The organism is Nocardia sp. NPDC047038 (genome assembly GCF_040644075.1).
Taxonomy (GTDB): domain Bacteria; phylum Actinomycetota; class Actinomycetes; order Mycobacteriales; family Mycobacteriaceae; genus Nocardia; species Nocardia sichangensis.
Genome location: NZ_JBEYVQ010000015.1, coordinates 124,470 through 137,588 on the forward strand (window position 1 = coordinate 124,470; position 13,119 = coordinate 137,588).

The window sequence follows — 13,119 nt, forward strand, 5'->3', positions numbered from 1 at the left end:
CCGTCCGGAGCAAACCGACATATGCCCACCACCGTCACCTCGCCGCAGGTAGCCGTCAACGACATCGGCTCCGCCGAGGATTTCCTCGCCGCCATCGACGCCACGATCAAGTACTTCAACGACGGCGACATCGTCGAAGGAACCATCGTCAAGGTCGATCGCGACGAGGTCCTGCTCGACATCGGTTACAAGACCGAAGGCGTCATCCCCTCTCGTGAACTCTCCATCAAGCACGACGTCGACCCCAACGAGGTCGTTTCCGTGGGCGATGAGGTCGAGGCCCTTGTTCTCACCAAGGAGGACAAGGAAGGCCGCCTGATCCTGTCGAAGAAGCGGGCGCAGTACGAGCGTGCGTGGGGCACCATCGAGGAGCTCAAGGAGAAGGACGAGGCCGTCAAGGGCACCGTCATCGAGGTCGTCAAGGGCGGCCTGATCCTCGACATCGGCCTGCGCGGCTTCCTGCCCGCGTCGCTGGTCGAGATGCGGCGCGTCCGCGATCTCCAGCCGTACGTCGGCAAGGAGATCGAGGCCAAGATCATCGAGCTGGACAAGAACCGCAACAACGTCGTGCTCTCCCGCCGCGCCTGGCTGGAGCAGACCCAGTCCGAGGTGCGCAGCGAGTTCCTGCACCAGCTGCAGAAGGGCCAGGTCCGCAAGGGTGTGGTCTCCTCGATCGTCAACTTCGGCGCCTTCGTCGACCTGGGCGGCGTGGACGGTCTGGTGCACGTCTCCGAGCTGTCCTGGAAGCACATCGACCACCCGTCCGAGGTCGTCGAGGTCGGCAACGAGGTCACCGTCGAGGTGCTCGACGTCGATCTGGACCGCGAGCGCGTCTCGCTGTCGCTCAAGGCGACCCAGGAAGACCCGTGGCGTCAGTTCGCCCGCACCCACGCGATCGGCCAGATCGTGCCGGGCAAGGTCACCAAGCTCGTTCCGTTCGGCGCGTTCGTCCGCGTCGAGGAGGGCATCGAGGGCCTGGTGCACATCTCCGAACTGGCCGAGCGCCACGTGGAGGTGCCGGACCAGGTCGTGGCCGTCGGCGACGACGCGATGGTCAAGGTCATCGACATCGACCTGGAGCGTCGCCGGATCTCGCTGAGCCTCAAGCAGGCCAACGAGGACTACCACGCCGAGTTCGACCCGTCGAAGTACGGCATGGCCGACAGCTACGACGAGCAGGGCAACTACATCTTCCCCGAGGGCTTCGACCCCGACACCAACGAGTGGCTCGAGGGCTTCGACAAGCAGCGCGAGGAGTGGGAGGGCCGCTACGCCGAGGCGGAGCGTCGCCACAAGATGCACACCGCGCAGATGGAGAAGATGGCGGCCGACGCCGCGGCCGAGGCCGCGAACGGCGGCGGCGCGTCGAACTACTCCTCCGAGAGCGGTTCGCAGTCCTCCGCGGGCCAGGCCGAGCCCGCCGGCGGTTCGCTGGCGAGCGACGCCCAGCTGGCGGCTCTGCGTGAGAAGCTGTCCGGCAACGCCTGATCGGCAATAGGCTGAACGACTGTGCCCCAACCGGGATTCGGTTGGGGCACAGTCGTTTTTCGGTGAGTTTTTCAGTCGTTCTCGTGCCGTGAGGCTTTCGTCGTGCCGCGTTGCACTCGTGGCGCGTGAGCGGGCGGCCGTAGCGCCTCGTGTGGCGCCACCATCTGGGCCGTGGTGAGCGCGACGACCTGAATCTGCTCGAGCCGCAACCCGAGCGAGGCCAGCCGGGCGATGACGCCCAGCCGATGTTCCGGCAAGCCGGGGCGAATCACCAGCGGTTCCCGCTCCGGTCGACGCAGAACGTAGGCTCGACGTTCGGCGTCGAACCGCACGGGGACACCGTCTCGGATCGCCCGGTAAGCGGCCAGATCCAGTGTGTTGTGCCGGATCGGGTCGATCAGCAGCGACTCGACGAATTGCTCCGCCTGCCGCAGGAACGGCTCTTGGTCCGACGGGTCCAGATGCTCGATCCGCTGGGCCACGCGGTACCGGTAATCCTCCGCGGCGGGGCGCAGCAGGGCACGGTGCCGCTCGATCTCCGCCGCGAAGGCCACGAGCTCTTCGTGGTCCACGGCGAGACGGTCGGGCGTCGAAGCAAGGACGTCGGGCATGGTGACCCCTATCTCTCGGGTTGCGGATTACTTTGTGTGGCAACCTGATCGACGTCCGACATCCCTTATTGTGCCGGAGGGGTCCGACAGAAACCGTGCGCGGCGCCCGGCTGTTCGCCCGTAGGCCCCGGATTGTTCGGCAGGCGACTCCAGCCTCAGTAGCCCACGGTGAAGCGGCGCTGAACGAAACGCTGCTGCTCGGCCTCGTCGATGAGGGCGACCGCCACGTCTTCGGCGGAGAGGTCTCCGCCGCCGACCAAGAGTTGATCGCCGCCGATCCGGAAGCGGCCGGTGCGCTCGCCCGGAGCGATCCGCCCCGAGGAGGGGCTCAGGTAGGTCCAATTGCGGTTGGACAGCCGATAGATGTTCAACGCGTCGCGCAATGCGCGCACCACCCGCGCGTAGTCCGCGGGAACATCGAGCACTTCGGTGAGGGTGCGAGTGAAATCGTCTTCGGTGTCCAGTAATTGGATGCCGGGCGCGACTTCCAGGCTGCCCGCCCCGCCCACCGCGATCAGCCGGACGCGCGGCTGCCGGTCGAGCGCGGCGACCATCGCCTGTGCGCCCACCACGAAGTCGTCCGCTCTGGCGATGGTGTCGGCGATGCCGTGCCCGGCGTTCACCGCGCTCACGACGACGTCGAGCCCGGCTATGGCCTCGGCGATGCTGTCGGTATCCAGCCAGTCGGCCACCGCCCACGTCGCGCTCCCCCCGCGGGTCGGGACACGCGCCGCGTCGCGAGTGAACGCGGTGACCCGGTGCCCCCGCCGCAGCGCTTCGGTGACCACGCGCGACCCGATGACGCCGGTCGCCCCGAAAACTCCGATGTCCACGATTCTCCTTAGCAGTGTTCATTTACTACACGCCGTTCAGTAACAACACGGCAGATAGTACCCAAACGCTGTAGGGTGTCAACCGTGGCCGAGATCGTGAGAAGTCGCCGGGAGCGCCTGCGCGCCCAGACGCTGGAGGACATCACGACGATCGCGATGCGGCTGCTCGCCGAGGGCGGTCCGGACGCGATCTCGCTGCGCGCCATCGCTCGCGAAATGGGCATGACGGCGGGCGCGATCTACGGCTACTTCGCCACCCGCGACGACCTGATCTCCACCCTCATCTCGGACGTCTACACCGCCTTGGTCGACCGGCTGGAAGCGGCGCGCGACGCCGTTCCGGCGGCGGATCCGGCCGGACGCATCATGGCCTGGGCCGAGGCCGTGCGCGCCTGGGCAATCGAACGGCCCGCCGAATTCCGGCTCATCTACGGCGATCCGGTGCCCGGTTATCGGCCGCCGCCGGGCGGACCCGCCGGCGCGGCCGAATTACGCGCCTGTACCGGCCTGGTCGGTCTCGCGGCCGCCGCGTGGCCACGGGCCGCGGCTACCCAGTCCGCGGGTGACTGCACGTGGTCCGACTTCGACGCGAGCTTGGTCGACCATGTCCGGTCCGACTTCCCGGATCTACCTCCCGACGCGCTCGCCCTCGCCCTGCGTCTGTGGGGCCGGATGCACGGCCCGATCGCACTGGAGGTGTACGGCCACCTGCGTCCACAGTCGCAGGACCCGGGGAAACTGTTCCGCGCCGAGATGCGCGACCTGGTTCGTTCGCTCGGCTTCTAGCCCGTCGGGTTCGGCGGCGGTTCCGCAGCGGCGTCGCGGAGCTCGGACGGTCTAGCGTGCCGGTCGTGTTCCCTCGTGCGATCCCGGTTCCGCGGGGCCGTGCGCGATGTCGTGAAAGGCGTTGCGCAGCAAGGCGATGATGCGCTGCGGCGGCGCGTCGCGCAGACCATCGAGTTCGAGCAGATGACGGCCGATCACCACGCCGATGGTGAGGGCTCCCAGCAATCCGGCGCGCAGGTCCGCCGCGTCGTCGCGCAACTGCCCGGCCGCTTCCCGCTGTCGCGCGGTCATGGCCGCGCGTACCTCGTCGGCGGCGTCCGGGTGGGTGAGCATCGAGCGGATCGCCGCCAGCGTGTTGACCGGCTGGTCGGCGAGCTTGATGGCGAGCGCGTCGAGCAGGAGTTCGGCGACCTGCTCCGGCGTCCCGGTGATCGGGTGGTCGTCGGCGAAGACCGCGACCCGCGCGAACAAATTCTCTTTCGATCCGAAATAGCGCATCACCAGGCTCGGATCGGTGTCCGCCTCCGTCGCGACGGCCCGGATGGTCGTCCGGTCGTAGCCGATCTCCGCGAACAACCGGCCCGCCGCCGCCAGGATCCGTTCCTCGGTGTTGCGGCGCTGCTGGGCTCGGGTGGGAGTGGCATCCATGAATTCAGTCTACGTGCGTTGACTCAAAGGCCACGCAGGGGTAGCTTTCGGTCTACAACTGTTGACCGAATTGGAGAGTGAGGTGGTAGCGATGTGGTCCACTGTCGCCCTGGCCCTCGGTGCCGGGATCCTGGGAGTGAACGCCGTTCCGCATTTCGTGAAAGGGATGATGGGGGAGGAGTTCCCGAACGTCACGGGTAACGCGCCCGTGCGCAACTCCGTGGCCGGATTCCTCGGACTGCTGCTGACGGCGCTGCTGGTGTACTGGGCCGACTTGGCGAGTCATCCATGGGTCGGTGCGGTGAGCATCGGCATCGGAGGCCTGAGCATGGCGGTCTTCCACGGTCTGGGTGGGGCTTACCGCCTCAATACCGCACTCGGGCTGCCGAATCCGCCTCGGCAGATGCACGCGGGTACGACTGCCTGACCCCGCGTTCCGGGCTGGTGCGGCTTCGGCGAGGCATCCGATGAGGTGTCTCGCCGTCGCCGGTCCATGAATTCAGCGAGCCGGTGCCGGAGCGGTGCCGGCTTTCGCTGTGATGCCGAGTGCCGCGAGGATCGCCGCCACCGCGAGAATCGCCGAGCTGATTTCGAATGCGAGCCGGAATCCCTGGGTGAGTGCGGATTCGGTGGAGATCCCGGACTCCAGCAACGCGGTGCTGCGGCTGATCGCGACGGTGCTGAGCACGCCGAGCCCGAACGCGCCGCCGAGCTGTTGCGTCGTCGTCACCAGTCCGGAGGCCAGTCCGGTGATGTCCTCGTGGGTTTCACCGACCGCCGCGATGGTGATCGACACGAACGCCAAGCCCATTCCGAACCCGGCGGCCAGCATGCCCGGCAACAGCTCGAGATAGCCTCCCGTGGGGGACAGCCGCGACAGCGCGAGCATGCCGAGACCGCAAGCGACCATCGCGGTGGTCAGAACCCAGCGGACGCCCAAACGTGGAGTGAGGGCCGCCGAAGTCGCGAAGCCCGCGATCACCAACGCGCAGAACGGCAGCCAGGCCGCTCCGGTTCGGGCCGGGCTGTAGTGCATGACCTGCTGCAGGTGGAGGGTGAGGAAGAACAACATCGACAGGATCGCCGAGCAGAACAGGACGTTGGCCGCGTTGGCGACCGCCCGATCCCGATCGCGGAAGAACGACAAGGGAATCAGCGGGGACGCGTGGCGCCGTTCGCGAACGAGGAACGCGAGCAGCAGCGCGAGACCCGCACCCAGCCGCAACGCCGTCGCGGCGAAGGATGCTCGGCCGCTGTCGATCAGCCCGTAGTCGAACGCCGCGACCGCCGCGGTGATCAGGGCTGCGCCGAGCCCGTCGATGCGCGGCCGCACGGCCTCGCTCCGGGTTCCCGTCTCGACCAGTCGTGGAATCGCGACCAGGGCGATCAGCGCCACCGGCACATTGATGAAGAAGCACCAACGCCAGCTCGCGTACTGAGTGATGACGCCGGAAAGCACCACGCCGAGCGTGGCCGCCAAGCCGCCGAGGCCGGCCCAGATGCCCAAGGCGCGACTTCGCGCCCGTGGGTCGGTGAACAATCCCGCGACGATGCTCAGCGCGGCCGGACTGGCGAGAGCGCCGCCGATGCCCTGACCCGCCCGGCTCGCCACCACCATCAAGCCGTTCTGCGCGAGGCCGGTGGTCAGTGACGCGACCGCGAACACGGTGACGCCCACCAGGAAGACGCGCTTGCCGCCGAACAGGTCGGCGCAACGTCCGCCGAAGATCAGGAACCCGCCGAACAGCAGGAGGTAGGCGTTGACGATCCAGGTCAGGTCGCTTTCGGACATGTGCAGCGAGCGCTGGATGGTGGGCAGTGCGACGTTGACCACGGTGTCGTCGAGATTCAGCATCATCTGCACCGAGCACAACAGCGTCAACGCCAGATAGCCGGACCTCAGGCCGGGGCGCGGTGCGATCGTCGAAGTAGTCATGGTTCCTTCATTGGTGGTGTACCACTATTACCGAGCTATGGTGACATCCGATTTAATGGTGGTCAACCACTAATTAGTGTGCCGTGGGTAGGCTGTGCCGGTGAGCGAACCGCAAGAGGTGCCGAGCATGGCGGAGTTGGTCGACGTGCTGCAGCGCGCGGTCGGGCTGGTGCGTGCGCATTTCGCCGCTGCCACAGCGCGTTTGGGCGTGACCCCGGCGCAGGCGAAGGCACTGGGGCGACTGGCTACGCCCATGACGCCGAAGGATCTCTCCCGTCAGTTGGGTGCCGACCTGTCGAATACCGCGACCATGGTGGACCGCTTGGAGGCGCTGGGCTTGGTGCGCAAGGAGGTGCACCCCACCGATCGCCGCGCGCGCCTGCTGACTCTCACCGAGCGGGGAGAGGAGCTCCGGAGAACTCTCGATCGAGAGGTGTTCGACAACGTGCCCGCACTGGCCGTGCTCGACGAACCGGAGCGCAGGCAACTGTACGGGCTGCTGCGCCGCGTGACGTCGGGCTGAGCGCCGCGAGAGACCCGGTAGCCCGGCTCGCTGCGGATGGTTTGCCAGGAGACGCACCACATCGAGAATCCGAAAGGCTTCGGCCGCTGGTGAAAGGCAATATCCCGCTGGCGATAATGCCGGGAATTCGGTCGTCGGCGCTTTTGGGGCCGTTCGGTGGGTCGAGTTGCGCGAGAAGCCGTGGAAACGGCGGCGGTTTCGGAGCTGTTTTTCTCTCGTTCCGGTGACGGTCACGAATCGAAACCGAGTGCATGCCGTGTCGTCGCACGGCTTCGTCACCGAATCGGAGGAGAACTTTCGTAATTATTTACGATGTCACCCGGGCGTCCGGGCCGCTCGGAGTTCGCGCTCGGGGAAGCACGGCTTATTCGGGGACGGTCGGCGCGGAGTTCCGCCGGAAGCGAGTTCACTGTCGCGGCCCGCGATCGATCTTGCATCTGTACTTACATTCTGTCCGGCCGATGTCGTGCACCGAGAACCGCGCTCACCGTTGGCACGCAAAACAGTGGCCCAGCCTTGGCGAGAGGCTGGGCCACTTCGAGCTCGGGTTCAGCTTGCGGTAGCAGGTACCCACCGGACCGCGGGTGCGGCCGGACGGTTCCGCATGGCAGCGAAACTGTGCCGCGCGGGACTGATGAACGCGGTGAACCAAGAGCGACGGTGCTCGGCGAGCGCCGCCGCGACAGCGGGGATCTGAATGCAGTGCACTCGCCCCGCCATGCCCAGGCGGTGGCGACCCGCCCGGTTGATTCTGGTGCCCAATGGTGTTCCTTTGCTTCGCTGGTGTCGGCCTGGATCGCCACGGCGAAGATTAGCGGAACGAAACTGATCGGCAGAGTATTTTGCCCGAGTAATTGCCTCGGCGTGTCGGAAAGTCGTCGCGGCCGAACCGTAAACATCCGGAATTGTTGCGAATCGGTCTCGGCGCTGTCACGGATCGGGCAAATGGCTTCCCGGGCGGTGGAATACGCGACCGCATCGGGTAATCGGCCGGATCGACCGTCGACGGGCCGGGCCTACGAGGCGGACCGTCGCCGACGCGTTCGGGGCAGCACAGGCCCCTGCCAGGCCCGGATGCGAGACTGGTCGAATGTTACGAATCGGCCTCACCGGAGGCATGGGAGCGGGGAAGTCGACGGTGGCTCGCGCACTGGCCGACCTCGGCGCGGTGGTCATCGATTCCGACCTCATCGCCAGGGAGGTGGTCGAGCCGGGCACCGAGGGACTCGCCGCGCTGGTGGAGGCGTTCGGCGCAGGCATCCTCGCCGCGGACGGCAGTCTCGACCGGCCCGCCCTGGCTGCCGCCGCCTTCGGTGACGACGCGGCGCGCGCGAAACTGAATTCGATCGTGCACCCGCTCGTCGGAAAACGTACCGCGGAATTGATCGCGGCCGCACCCGCGGACGCCGTTGTGGTGCAGGATATTCCGCTTCTGGTGGAAAACGGCCTGGCGCCGTTGATGAATCTCGTGCTCATCGTCGACGTCGACGCGGAAACGCGAATTCGCCGTTTGGTGGAATTCCGTGGTGTCGCCGAATCCGATGCGCGTGCGCGTATTTCAGCGCAGGCCACCGACGAGCAGCGCCGAGCCGTTGCCGATGTATTGCTGGACAACAGTGGCGCGCCGGGGGAGGTCGAGGCGGAGGTACGCGCGCTGTGGGCGGAGCGCCTGGTGCCCTTCGAGCGCAACCTGCGCGCCGGGACGCCCGCGCGACGCGGTGACATCCGGCTGGTGCCCGCCGATCCGGCCTGGCCCGCGCAGGCGCAGCGGCTGATCGCCCGGCTGTGGGTGGCCTGCGGCAGCGCCGCCTCCCGGATCGACCACGTCGGTTCCACGTCCGTGCCGGGCCTTCCCGCCAAGGACGTCATCGATCTGCAGATCACGGTCGCCGACCTGGCCGTCGCCGACGGCCTGCGCGATGCCATCGCCGCCGCGGGATTCCCGGCGCGGCCGGAGAGTACCCAGGACAATCCCAAGCCGACACCGCAGGACCCGGCGGGCGTTGACACCGCGCTGTGGAGCAAGCGCTTCCACCAGAGCGCCGACCCCGGCCGGCTGGCCAACGTGCACGTGCGCGTCGAGGGTTCGCCGGGGCAGCAGTACGCGCTGCTGCTGCGGGATTGGCTGCGTGCCGACGCCGGGGCTCGCGCGGAGTATCTTGCCGTCAAGCGTGAGGGTGAAGCCAAGGCGGCAGGGCTGACGGGCGCGGAGGCCACCGCCGCCTACCTCGACGTCAAAGAGCCCTGGTTCGACGCCGCGTATCCGCGGGCGCTCGCTTGGCGGGAGTCGTCGGCGCCTTAGCCGCTCCGGCCCCGGCCGTCCGCCGCGCCGATCGGGTCGGGTGTGCGCAGGTCCGGGACTACAGCCAGGTCAACGTGATGTCCATGGTCTCCAGCCAGCCCTCGAAGGTGTGACCGTTCGCGGCGATGCCGTCGATGGCGGCGGTGGCGTGCTGCACCGCCGCCTCGGCGTCGGCGAGGCTGATCAGGCCCGCGGCGTGCGCGGCGATCAGCTCGTCGACGTCGAGCAGCTGCGTCTCGCGTGCGGAGCGCACGACGATGTCGAGGTAGTGATCGACGGACTTCCACTTCTTCGGGGCGACCGGCGTGAATTCACCGATGTCGAGGTAAAAGTCCTGGTCGCGCCGATGCGCGGGCAGGTAGTGGAAGATGGTCGCGCGCAGGTGCAGCTTCGGCAGCAACCAGGACTCGATGTAGTGGAACTGCGGGTGATCCGAGGTGCGCGCCATGTACAGGCCCCACGGCTCGACGTGGTACTTCTCGACCGGGCGCACGAAGCCTTTCGGATCCGTGTTCGTCAGGTCCGCGAGGTTGAAGTACTCGACTTTGGGCCGGTGCACGTCGACGATGGGTGCCTGCGTCATGCATCAAGAATCTACCGCCGTTCCCGGCGCGTCGAGCCGGAGGCAGTAATCCGCGGGCTACATCCAGGTGAGGGTGATGCCGTGGGTGGCGAGCCAGCCCTCCACGCGGTGATCGTGCGCGGCCAGCCCGTCCAGCACGGCCGTGGCCCGCTCGAACGCCCGGTGCGCCTGCGCCGTCTCGACCAGTCCCGCGGCATGCGCGGCGAGCAGTTCGTCGACGCCGAGCAGTTCGGCGGTGCCGCCGCGGCGCACGGCGATGGACAAGTACTGGTCCACCGCCTTCCAGCGTTTCTGGCCGACCCGGCTGAACTCGCCGACGTCGAGGCGGTAGACCGGTTCCCGGTGGTGTGCCGGGTTGGTCCGCGCCAGCGTCGCGCGCAACGAGAGTCCCGGCAGCAACCAGGATTCGAGGTAGTGCGAATCCGGTCCACCGACCCGGCGGGCCATGTACAGGCCCCACGGCTCGACGTGGAAGCGGTCGACCGGGCGGACGAAGCCCTTGGCGTCGGTGTTGCTGAGTTCGGCCAGATTGAAGAACTCCACCCGCGGCCGGTGCGGCGCCGGTCTGACGGGAGCGATCGGCCCTGGTGGGGCGGCCATGACGGCGCCGGCGACGGAGGGAACCACCGCGCGGATGTCTCTGGCGACGTACCCGGCGATGCCGGTCACAGCCGGCACGGCGACGAGCAATGGAATCAGACCGCTCATGGCTTTTGTCCTTCACCACGTCCGAACAACCAGATCAGGTTACACCTGGGTCGGGGTGCTCGCGCGGTTCGCGATAAGGTGTTCTTCCACACGAAACCTGTTGCCGCAACGGACATTTCGGACATGTAACCGTTCGCGCCGAGCGCGGGTACGTGGGCTGTGAGGATGCGGTCGAGCGCGGGCCGCACGGCGAACTCCGTGCCGCCGAGGATGATAGGAGCGGGCTCGCACCGCTTCATCGAAAGTCGTTGAAATCGTTCGCTTTCGGTGTACCCACCGCGCGGTGTCGCTTATCCCCTTCTTCTCGATGGTCGACAGGCGGCTCGATCGCGTCCGTGCGTATCGGTGGCACGCGAACTCGGGAACTTTCGGCGAACGACCGGCCGGCGACCGCTTTCGGTGTGATCGGTTTCACAGCGCCGAAGCGTGGGGCATCGCCCGGCTCGTGACCGTCCGTTGTCCACGGGAACCTGTCGGTGGGTGGGCCTAGGCTGGTGAGCATGGCATTCGCAACCGAGATTCCGGCGGAGGGCTTCGAGGACAGGGCCGCCGAGCAGCCGCTCGCGCACTCGGAGTTCCGCCCGGTCGGCGAGATCGAGCGCGTCGGCGGCCGGTTCGAGGTGGTCAGCGAGCACCAGCCCGCGGGCGACCAGCCTGCCGCGATCGCCGAACTGGAGCGCAGGATCACCGCGGGGGAACGTGACGTGGTGCTGCTCGGCGCCACCGGTACGGGCAAGTCGGCCACCACGGCCTGGCTGATCGAGCGGTTGCAGCGGCCGACGCTGGTGATGGCGCCGAACAAGACGCTCGCCGCCCAGCTGGCCAACGAACTGCGCGAGATGCTGCCGAACAACGCCGTCGAGTACTTCGTCTCCTACTACGACTACTACCAACCCGAGGCGTACATCGCGCAGACCGACACCTACATCGAGAAGGACAGCTCGATCAACGACGACGTCGAGCGGCTGCGTCATTCGGCGACCTCGAGCCTGCTGTCCCGGCGCGATGTGGTGGTGGTCGCCTCGGTGTCGTGCATCTACGGCCTCGGCACGCCCCAGTCGTATCTCGACCGGTCGGTGCAGCTGCAGGTCGGCACCGAGATCGATCGGGACGCGCTGCTGCGGCTGCTGGTCGACGTGCAGTACACCCGCAACGACATGGCGTTCACCCGCGGCTCGTTCCGGGTGCGCGGCGACACCGTGGAGATCATCCCGTCCTACGAGGAACTCGCCGTTCGCATCGAGTTCTTCGGCGACGAGATCGAGGCGCTGTACTACCTGCACCCGCTCACCGGCGACGTCGTCCGTCAGGTCGACATGCTGCGGATCTTCCCCGCCACCCACTACGTGGCGGGCCCGGAGCGGATGGAGCGCGCGGTGCACGACATCGAGGCCGAGCTGGAGGACCGGCTCGCCGAGCTGGAACGCCAGGGCAAGCTGCTCGAGGCGCAACGGCTGCGCATGCGCACTCAATACGACCTGGAGATGATCCGGCAGGTCGGGTTCTGCTCCGGCATCGAGAACTACTCCCGCCACATCGACGGCCGCCCGGCCGGTTCGGCGCCCGCGACGCTGCTGGATTACTTCCCGGAGGACTTCCTGCTCGTCATCGACGAGTCGCACAACACCGTCCCGCAGATCGGCGGTATGTACGAGGGCGACATGTCCCGCAAGCGCAACCTGGTGGAGTACGGCTTCCGGTTGCCGTCCGCGGTGGACAACCGGCCGCTGACCTGGGAGGAATTCGCCGATCGGATCGGGCAGACGGTGTATCTGTCGGCGACTCCCGGTCCGTACGAACTCGGGCAGACCGGTGGCGAGGTGGTCGAGCAGGTCATCCGGCCGACCGGCCTGGTCGATCCGCAGGTCGTGGTGAAGCCGACGAAGGGGCAGATCGACGATCTGATCCACGAGATCAGGCAGCGCACCGAGCGTGACGAACGGGTCCTGGTCACCACGCTCACGAAGAAGATGGCCGAGGACCTCACCGACTACCTGCTCGGGCTGGGGGTCCGGGTGCGCTATCTGCACTCCGAGATCGACACCTTGCGCCGCGTCGAGCTGCTGCGGCAGCTGCGGCTCGGCGAATACGACGTGCTGGTGGGCATCAACCTGCTGCGCGAGGGCCTCGACCTGCCCGAGGTGTCGCTGGTGGCGATCCTCGACGCGGACAAGGAAGGATTCCTCCGCAGCACGACCGCGCTGATCCAGACGATCGGGCGCGCAGCGCGCAACGTCTCCGGCGAAGTGCACATGTACGCGGACAAGATCACCGACTCGATGCAGTTCGCCATCGACGAGACCGAACGCCGCCGCGCGAAACAGATCGCCTACAACGAGGAAATGGGCATCGATCCGAAGCCGCTGCGCAAGAAGATCGCCGACATCCTCGATCAGGTGTACCGCGAGGCCGACGAGACCGAGGTGGAGGTCGGCGGCTCCGGACGCAACGCCAGCCGGGGCAGACGCGCGCAAGGCGAGCCGGGGCGGGCGGTGAGCGCGGGTGTGTACGAGGGCCGCGACGTCAAGTCGATGCCGCGCGCCGAACTGGCCGATCTCGTGAAGGAACTCACCGCACAGATGATGAACGCGGCTCGGGAGTTGCAGTTCGAACTCGCCGGGCGGTTACGCGACGAGATCGCGGATCTGAAGAAGGAATTGCGCGGCATGGACGCCGCCGGGTTGAGTTGATCCGGGGCGCA

12 protein-coding genes are annotated in these 13,119 nt (G+C 67.4%); 6 read left to right on the top strand and 6 right to left on the bottom strand.

What is annotated here, in order from left to right:
• Positions 1–21: 21 nt before the first annotated feature.
• The gene (gene rpsA, locus ABZ824_RS32640; RefSeq protein WP_039797295.1) at positions 22–1,488 is read left to right on the top strand and encodes a 30S ribosomal protein S1; all 1,467 of its coding nucleotides are present in this window, start codon (positions 22–24) and stop codon (positions 1,486–1,488) included.
• A gap of 71 nt (positions 1,489–1,559) precedes the next feature.
• Here the strand turns inward: rpsA and ABZ824_RS32645 are convergent, their stop codons facing one another.
• Positions 1,560–2,099 (bottom strand): hypothetical protein, encoded by a 540-nt coding sequence (locus ABZ824_RS32645; protein ID WP_356967850.1) that lies wholly within the window; start codon positions 2,097–2,099, stop codon positions 1,560–1,562.
• A 155-nt stretch (positions 2,100–2,254) separates the two neighbouring features.
• A complete protein-coding gene (locus tag ABZ824_RS32650) occupies positions 2,255–2,932 on the bottom strand; it encodes an NAD(P)H-binding protein (protein WP_356967852.1) in 678 nt (225 codons plus the stop codon).
• A gap of 84 nt (positions 2,933–3,016) precedes the next feature.
• On the opposite strand from ABZ824_RS32650, the gene ABZ824_RS32655 reads away from it, so the two are divergent.
• Positions 3,017–3,718: a TetR/AcrR family transcriptional regulator gene (locus ABZ824_RS32655; RefSeq protein WP_356967854.1), complete on the top strand. Its 702-nt coding sequence runs from the start codon at positions 3,017–3,019 to the stop codon at positions 3,716–3,718.
• A 51-nt stretch (positions 3,719–3,769) separates the two neighbouring features.
• Here ABZ824_RS32655 and ABZ824_RS32660 read toward each other — a convergent pair whose 3' ends face one another.
• Complete coding sequence (locus ABZ824_RS32660; RefSeq protein WP_356967855.1) at positions 3,770–4,366, bottom strand: TetR family transcriptional regulator; 597 nt, start codon at positions 4,364–4,366, stop codon at positions 3,770–3,772.
• 91 nt (positions 4,367–4,457) lie between these two features.
• Between ABZ824_RS32660 and ABZ824_RS32665 the strand changes: the two genes are divergently transcribed.
• Positions 4,458–4,793 carry a hypothetical protein gene (locus tag ABZ824_RS32665; protein ID WP_355078222.1) on the top strand — a complete coding sequence of 112 codons (336 nt, stop codon included), beginning with the start codon at positions 4,458–4,460 and terminating at the stop codon, positions 4,791–4,793.
• 72 nt (positions 4,794–4,865) lie between these two features.
• Here ABZ824_RS32665 and ABZ824_RS32670 read toward each other — a convergent pair whose 3' ends face one another.
• The gene (locus tag ABZ824_RS32670) at positions 4,866–6,302 is read right to left on the bottom strand and encodes an MFS transporter (RefSeq protein WP_356967858.1); all 1,437 of its coding nucleotides are present in this window, start codon (positions 6,300–6,302) and stop codon (positions 4,866–4,868) included.
• Between the two features lie 100 nt (positions 6,303–6,402).
• On the opposite strand from ABZ824_RS32670, the gene ABZ824_RS32675 reads away from it, so the two are divergent.
• Complete coding sequence (locus ABZ824_RS32675; protein ID WP_356967860.1) at positions 6,403–6,825, top strand: MarR family transcriptional regulator; 423 nt, start codon at positions 6,403–6,405, stop codon at positions 6,823–6,825.
• Between the two features lie 1,090 nt (positions 6,826–7,915).
• Positions 7,916–9,127 carry a dephospho-CoA kinase gene (gene coaE, locus ABZ824_RS32680; protein WP_356967862.1) on the top strand — a complete coding sequence of 404 codons (1,212 nt, stop codon included), beginning with the start codon at positions 7,916–7,918 and terminating at the stop codon, positions 9,125–9,127.
• 58 nt (positions 9,128–9,185) lie between these two features.
• Here the strand turns inward: coaE and ABZ824_RS32685 are convergent, their stop codons facing one another.
• Both ABZ824_RS32685 and ABZ824_RS32690 read right to left on the bottom strand, forming a co-directional pair.
• Positions 9,186–9,710, bottom strand: coding sequence for a DUF402 domain-containing protein (locus tag ABZ824_RS32685; RefSeq protein WP_356967864.1), 525 nt, complete (start codon positions 9,708–9,710; stop codon positions 9,186–9,188).
• A 57-nt stretch (positions 9,711–9,767) separates the two neighbouring features.
• Complete coding sequence (locus ABZ824_RS32690) at positions 9,768–10,418, bottom strand: hypothetical protein (RefSeq protein ID WP_356967866.1); 651 nt, start codon at positions 10,416–10,418, stop codon at positions 9,768–9,770.
• Between the two features lie 500 nt (positions 10,419–10,918).
• Between ABZ824_RS32690 and uvrB the strand changes: the two genes are divergently transcribed.
• Positions 10,919–13,108, top strand: a complete 2,190-nt coding sequence (gene uvrB, locus ABZ824_RS32695) for an excinuclease ABC subunit UvrB (protein ID WP_356967868.1) — start codon at positions 10,919–10,921, stop codon at positions 13,106–13,108.
• Positions 13,109–13,119: the final 11 nt, after the last annotated feature.

Coding starts and splice junctions, on each gene's coding strand:
- uvrB (WP_356967868.1), top strand. CDS start 10,919: ATGGCATTCGCAACCGAGATTCCGGCGGAGGGCTTCGAGGACAGGGCC.
- coaE (WP_356967862.1), top strand. CDS start 7,916: ATGTTACGAATCGGCCTCACCGGAGGCATGGGAGCGGGGAAGTCGACG.
- rpsA (WP_039797295.1), top strand. CDS start 22: ATGCCCACCACCGTCACCTCGCCGCAGGTAGCCGTCAACGACATCGGC.
- ABZ824_RS32685 (WP_356967864.1), bottom strand. CDS start 9,710: ATGACGCAGGCACCCATCGTCGACGTGCACCGGCCCAAAGTCGAGTAC.
- ABZ824_RS32670 (WP_356967858.1), bottom strand. CDS start 6,302: ATGACTACTTCGACGATCGCACCGCGCCCCGGCCTGAGGTCCGGCTAT.
- ABZ824_RS32690 (WP_356967866.1), bottom strand. CDS start 10,418: ATGAGCGGTCTGATTCCATTGCTCGTCGCCGTGCCGGCTGTGACCGGC.
- ABZ824_RS32645 (WP_356967850.1), bottom strand. CDS start 2,099: ATGCCCGACGTCCTTGCTTCGACGCCCGACCGTCTCGCCGTGGACCAC.
- ABZ824_RS32660 (WP_356967855.1), bottom strand. CDS start 4,366: ATGGATGCCACTCCCACCCGAGCCCAGCAGCGCCGCAACACCGAGGAA.
- ABZ824_RS32665 (WP_355078222.1), top strand. CDS start 4,458: ATGTGGTCCACTGTCGCCCTGGCCCTCGGTGCCGGGATCCTGGGAGTG.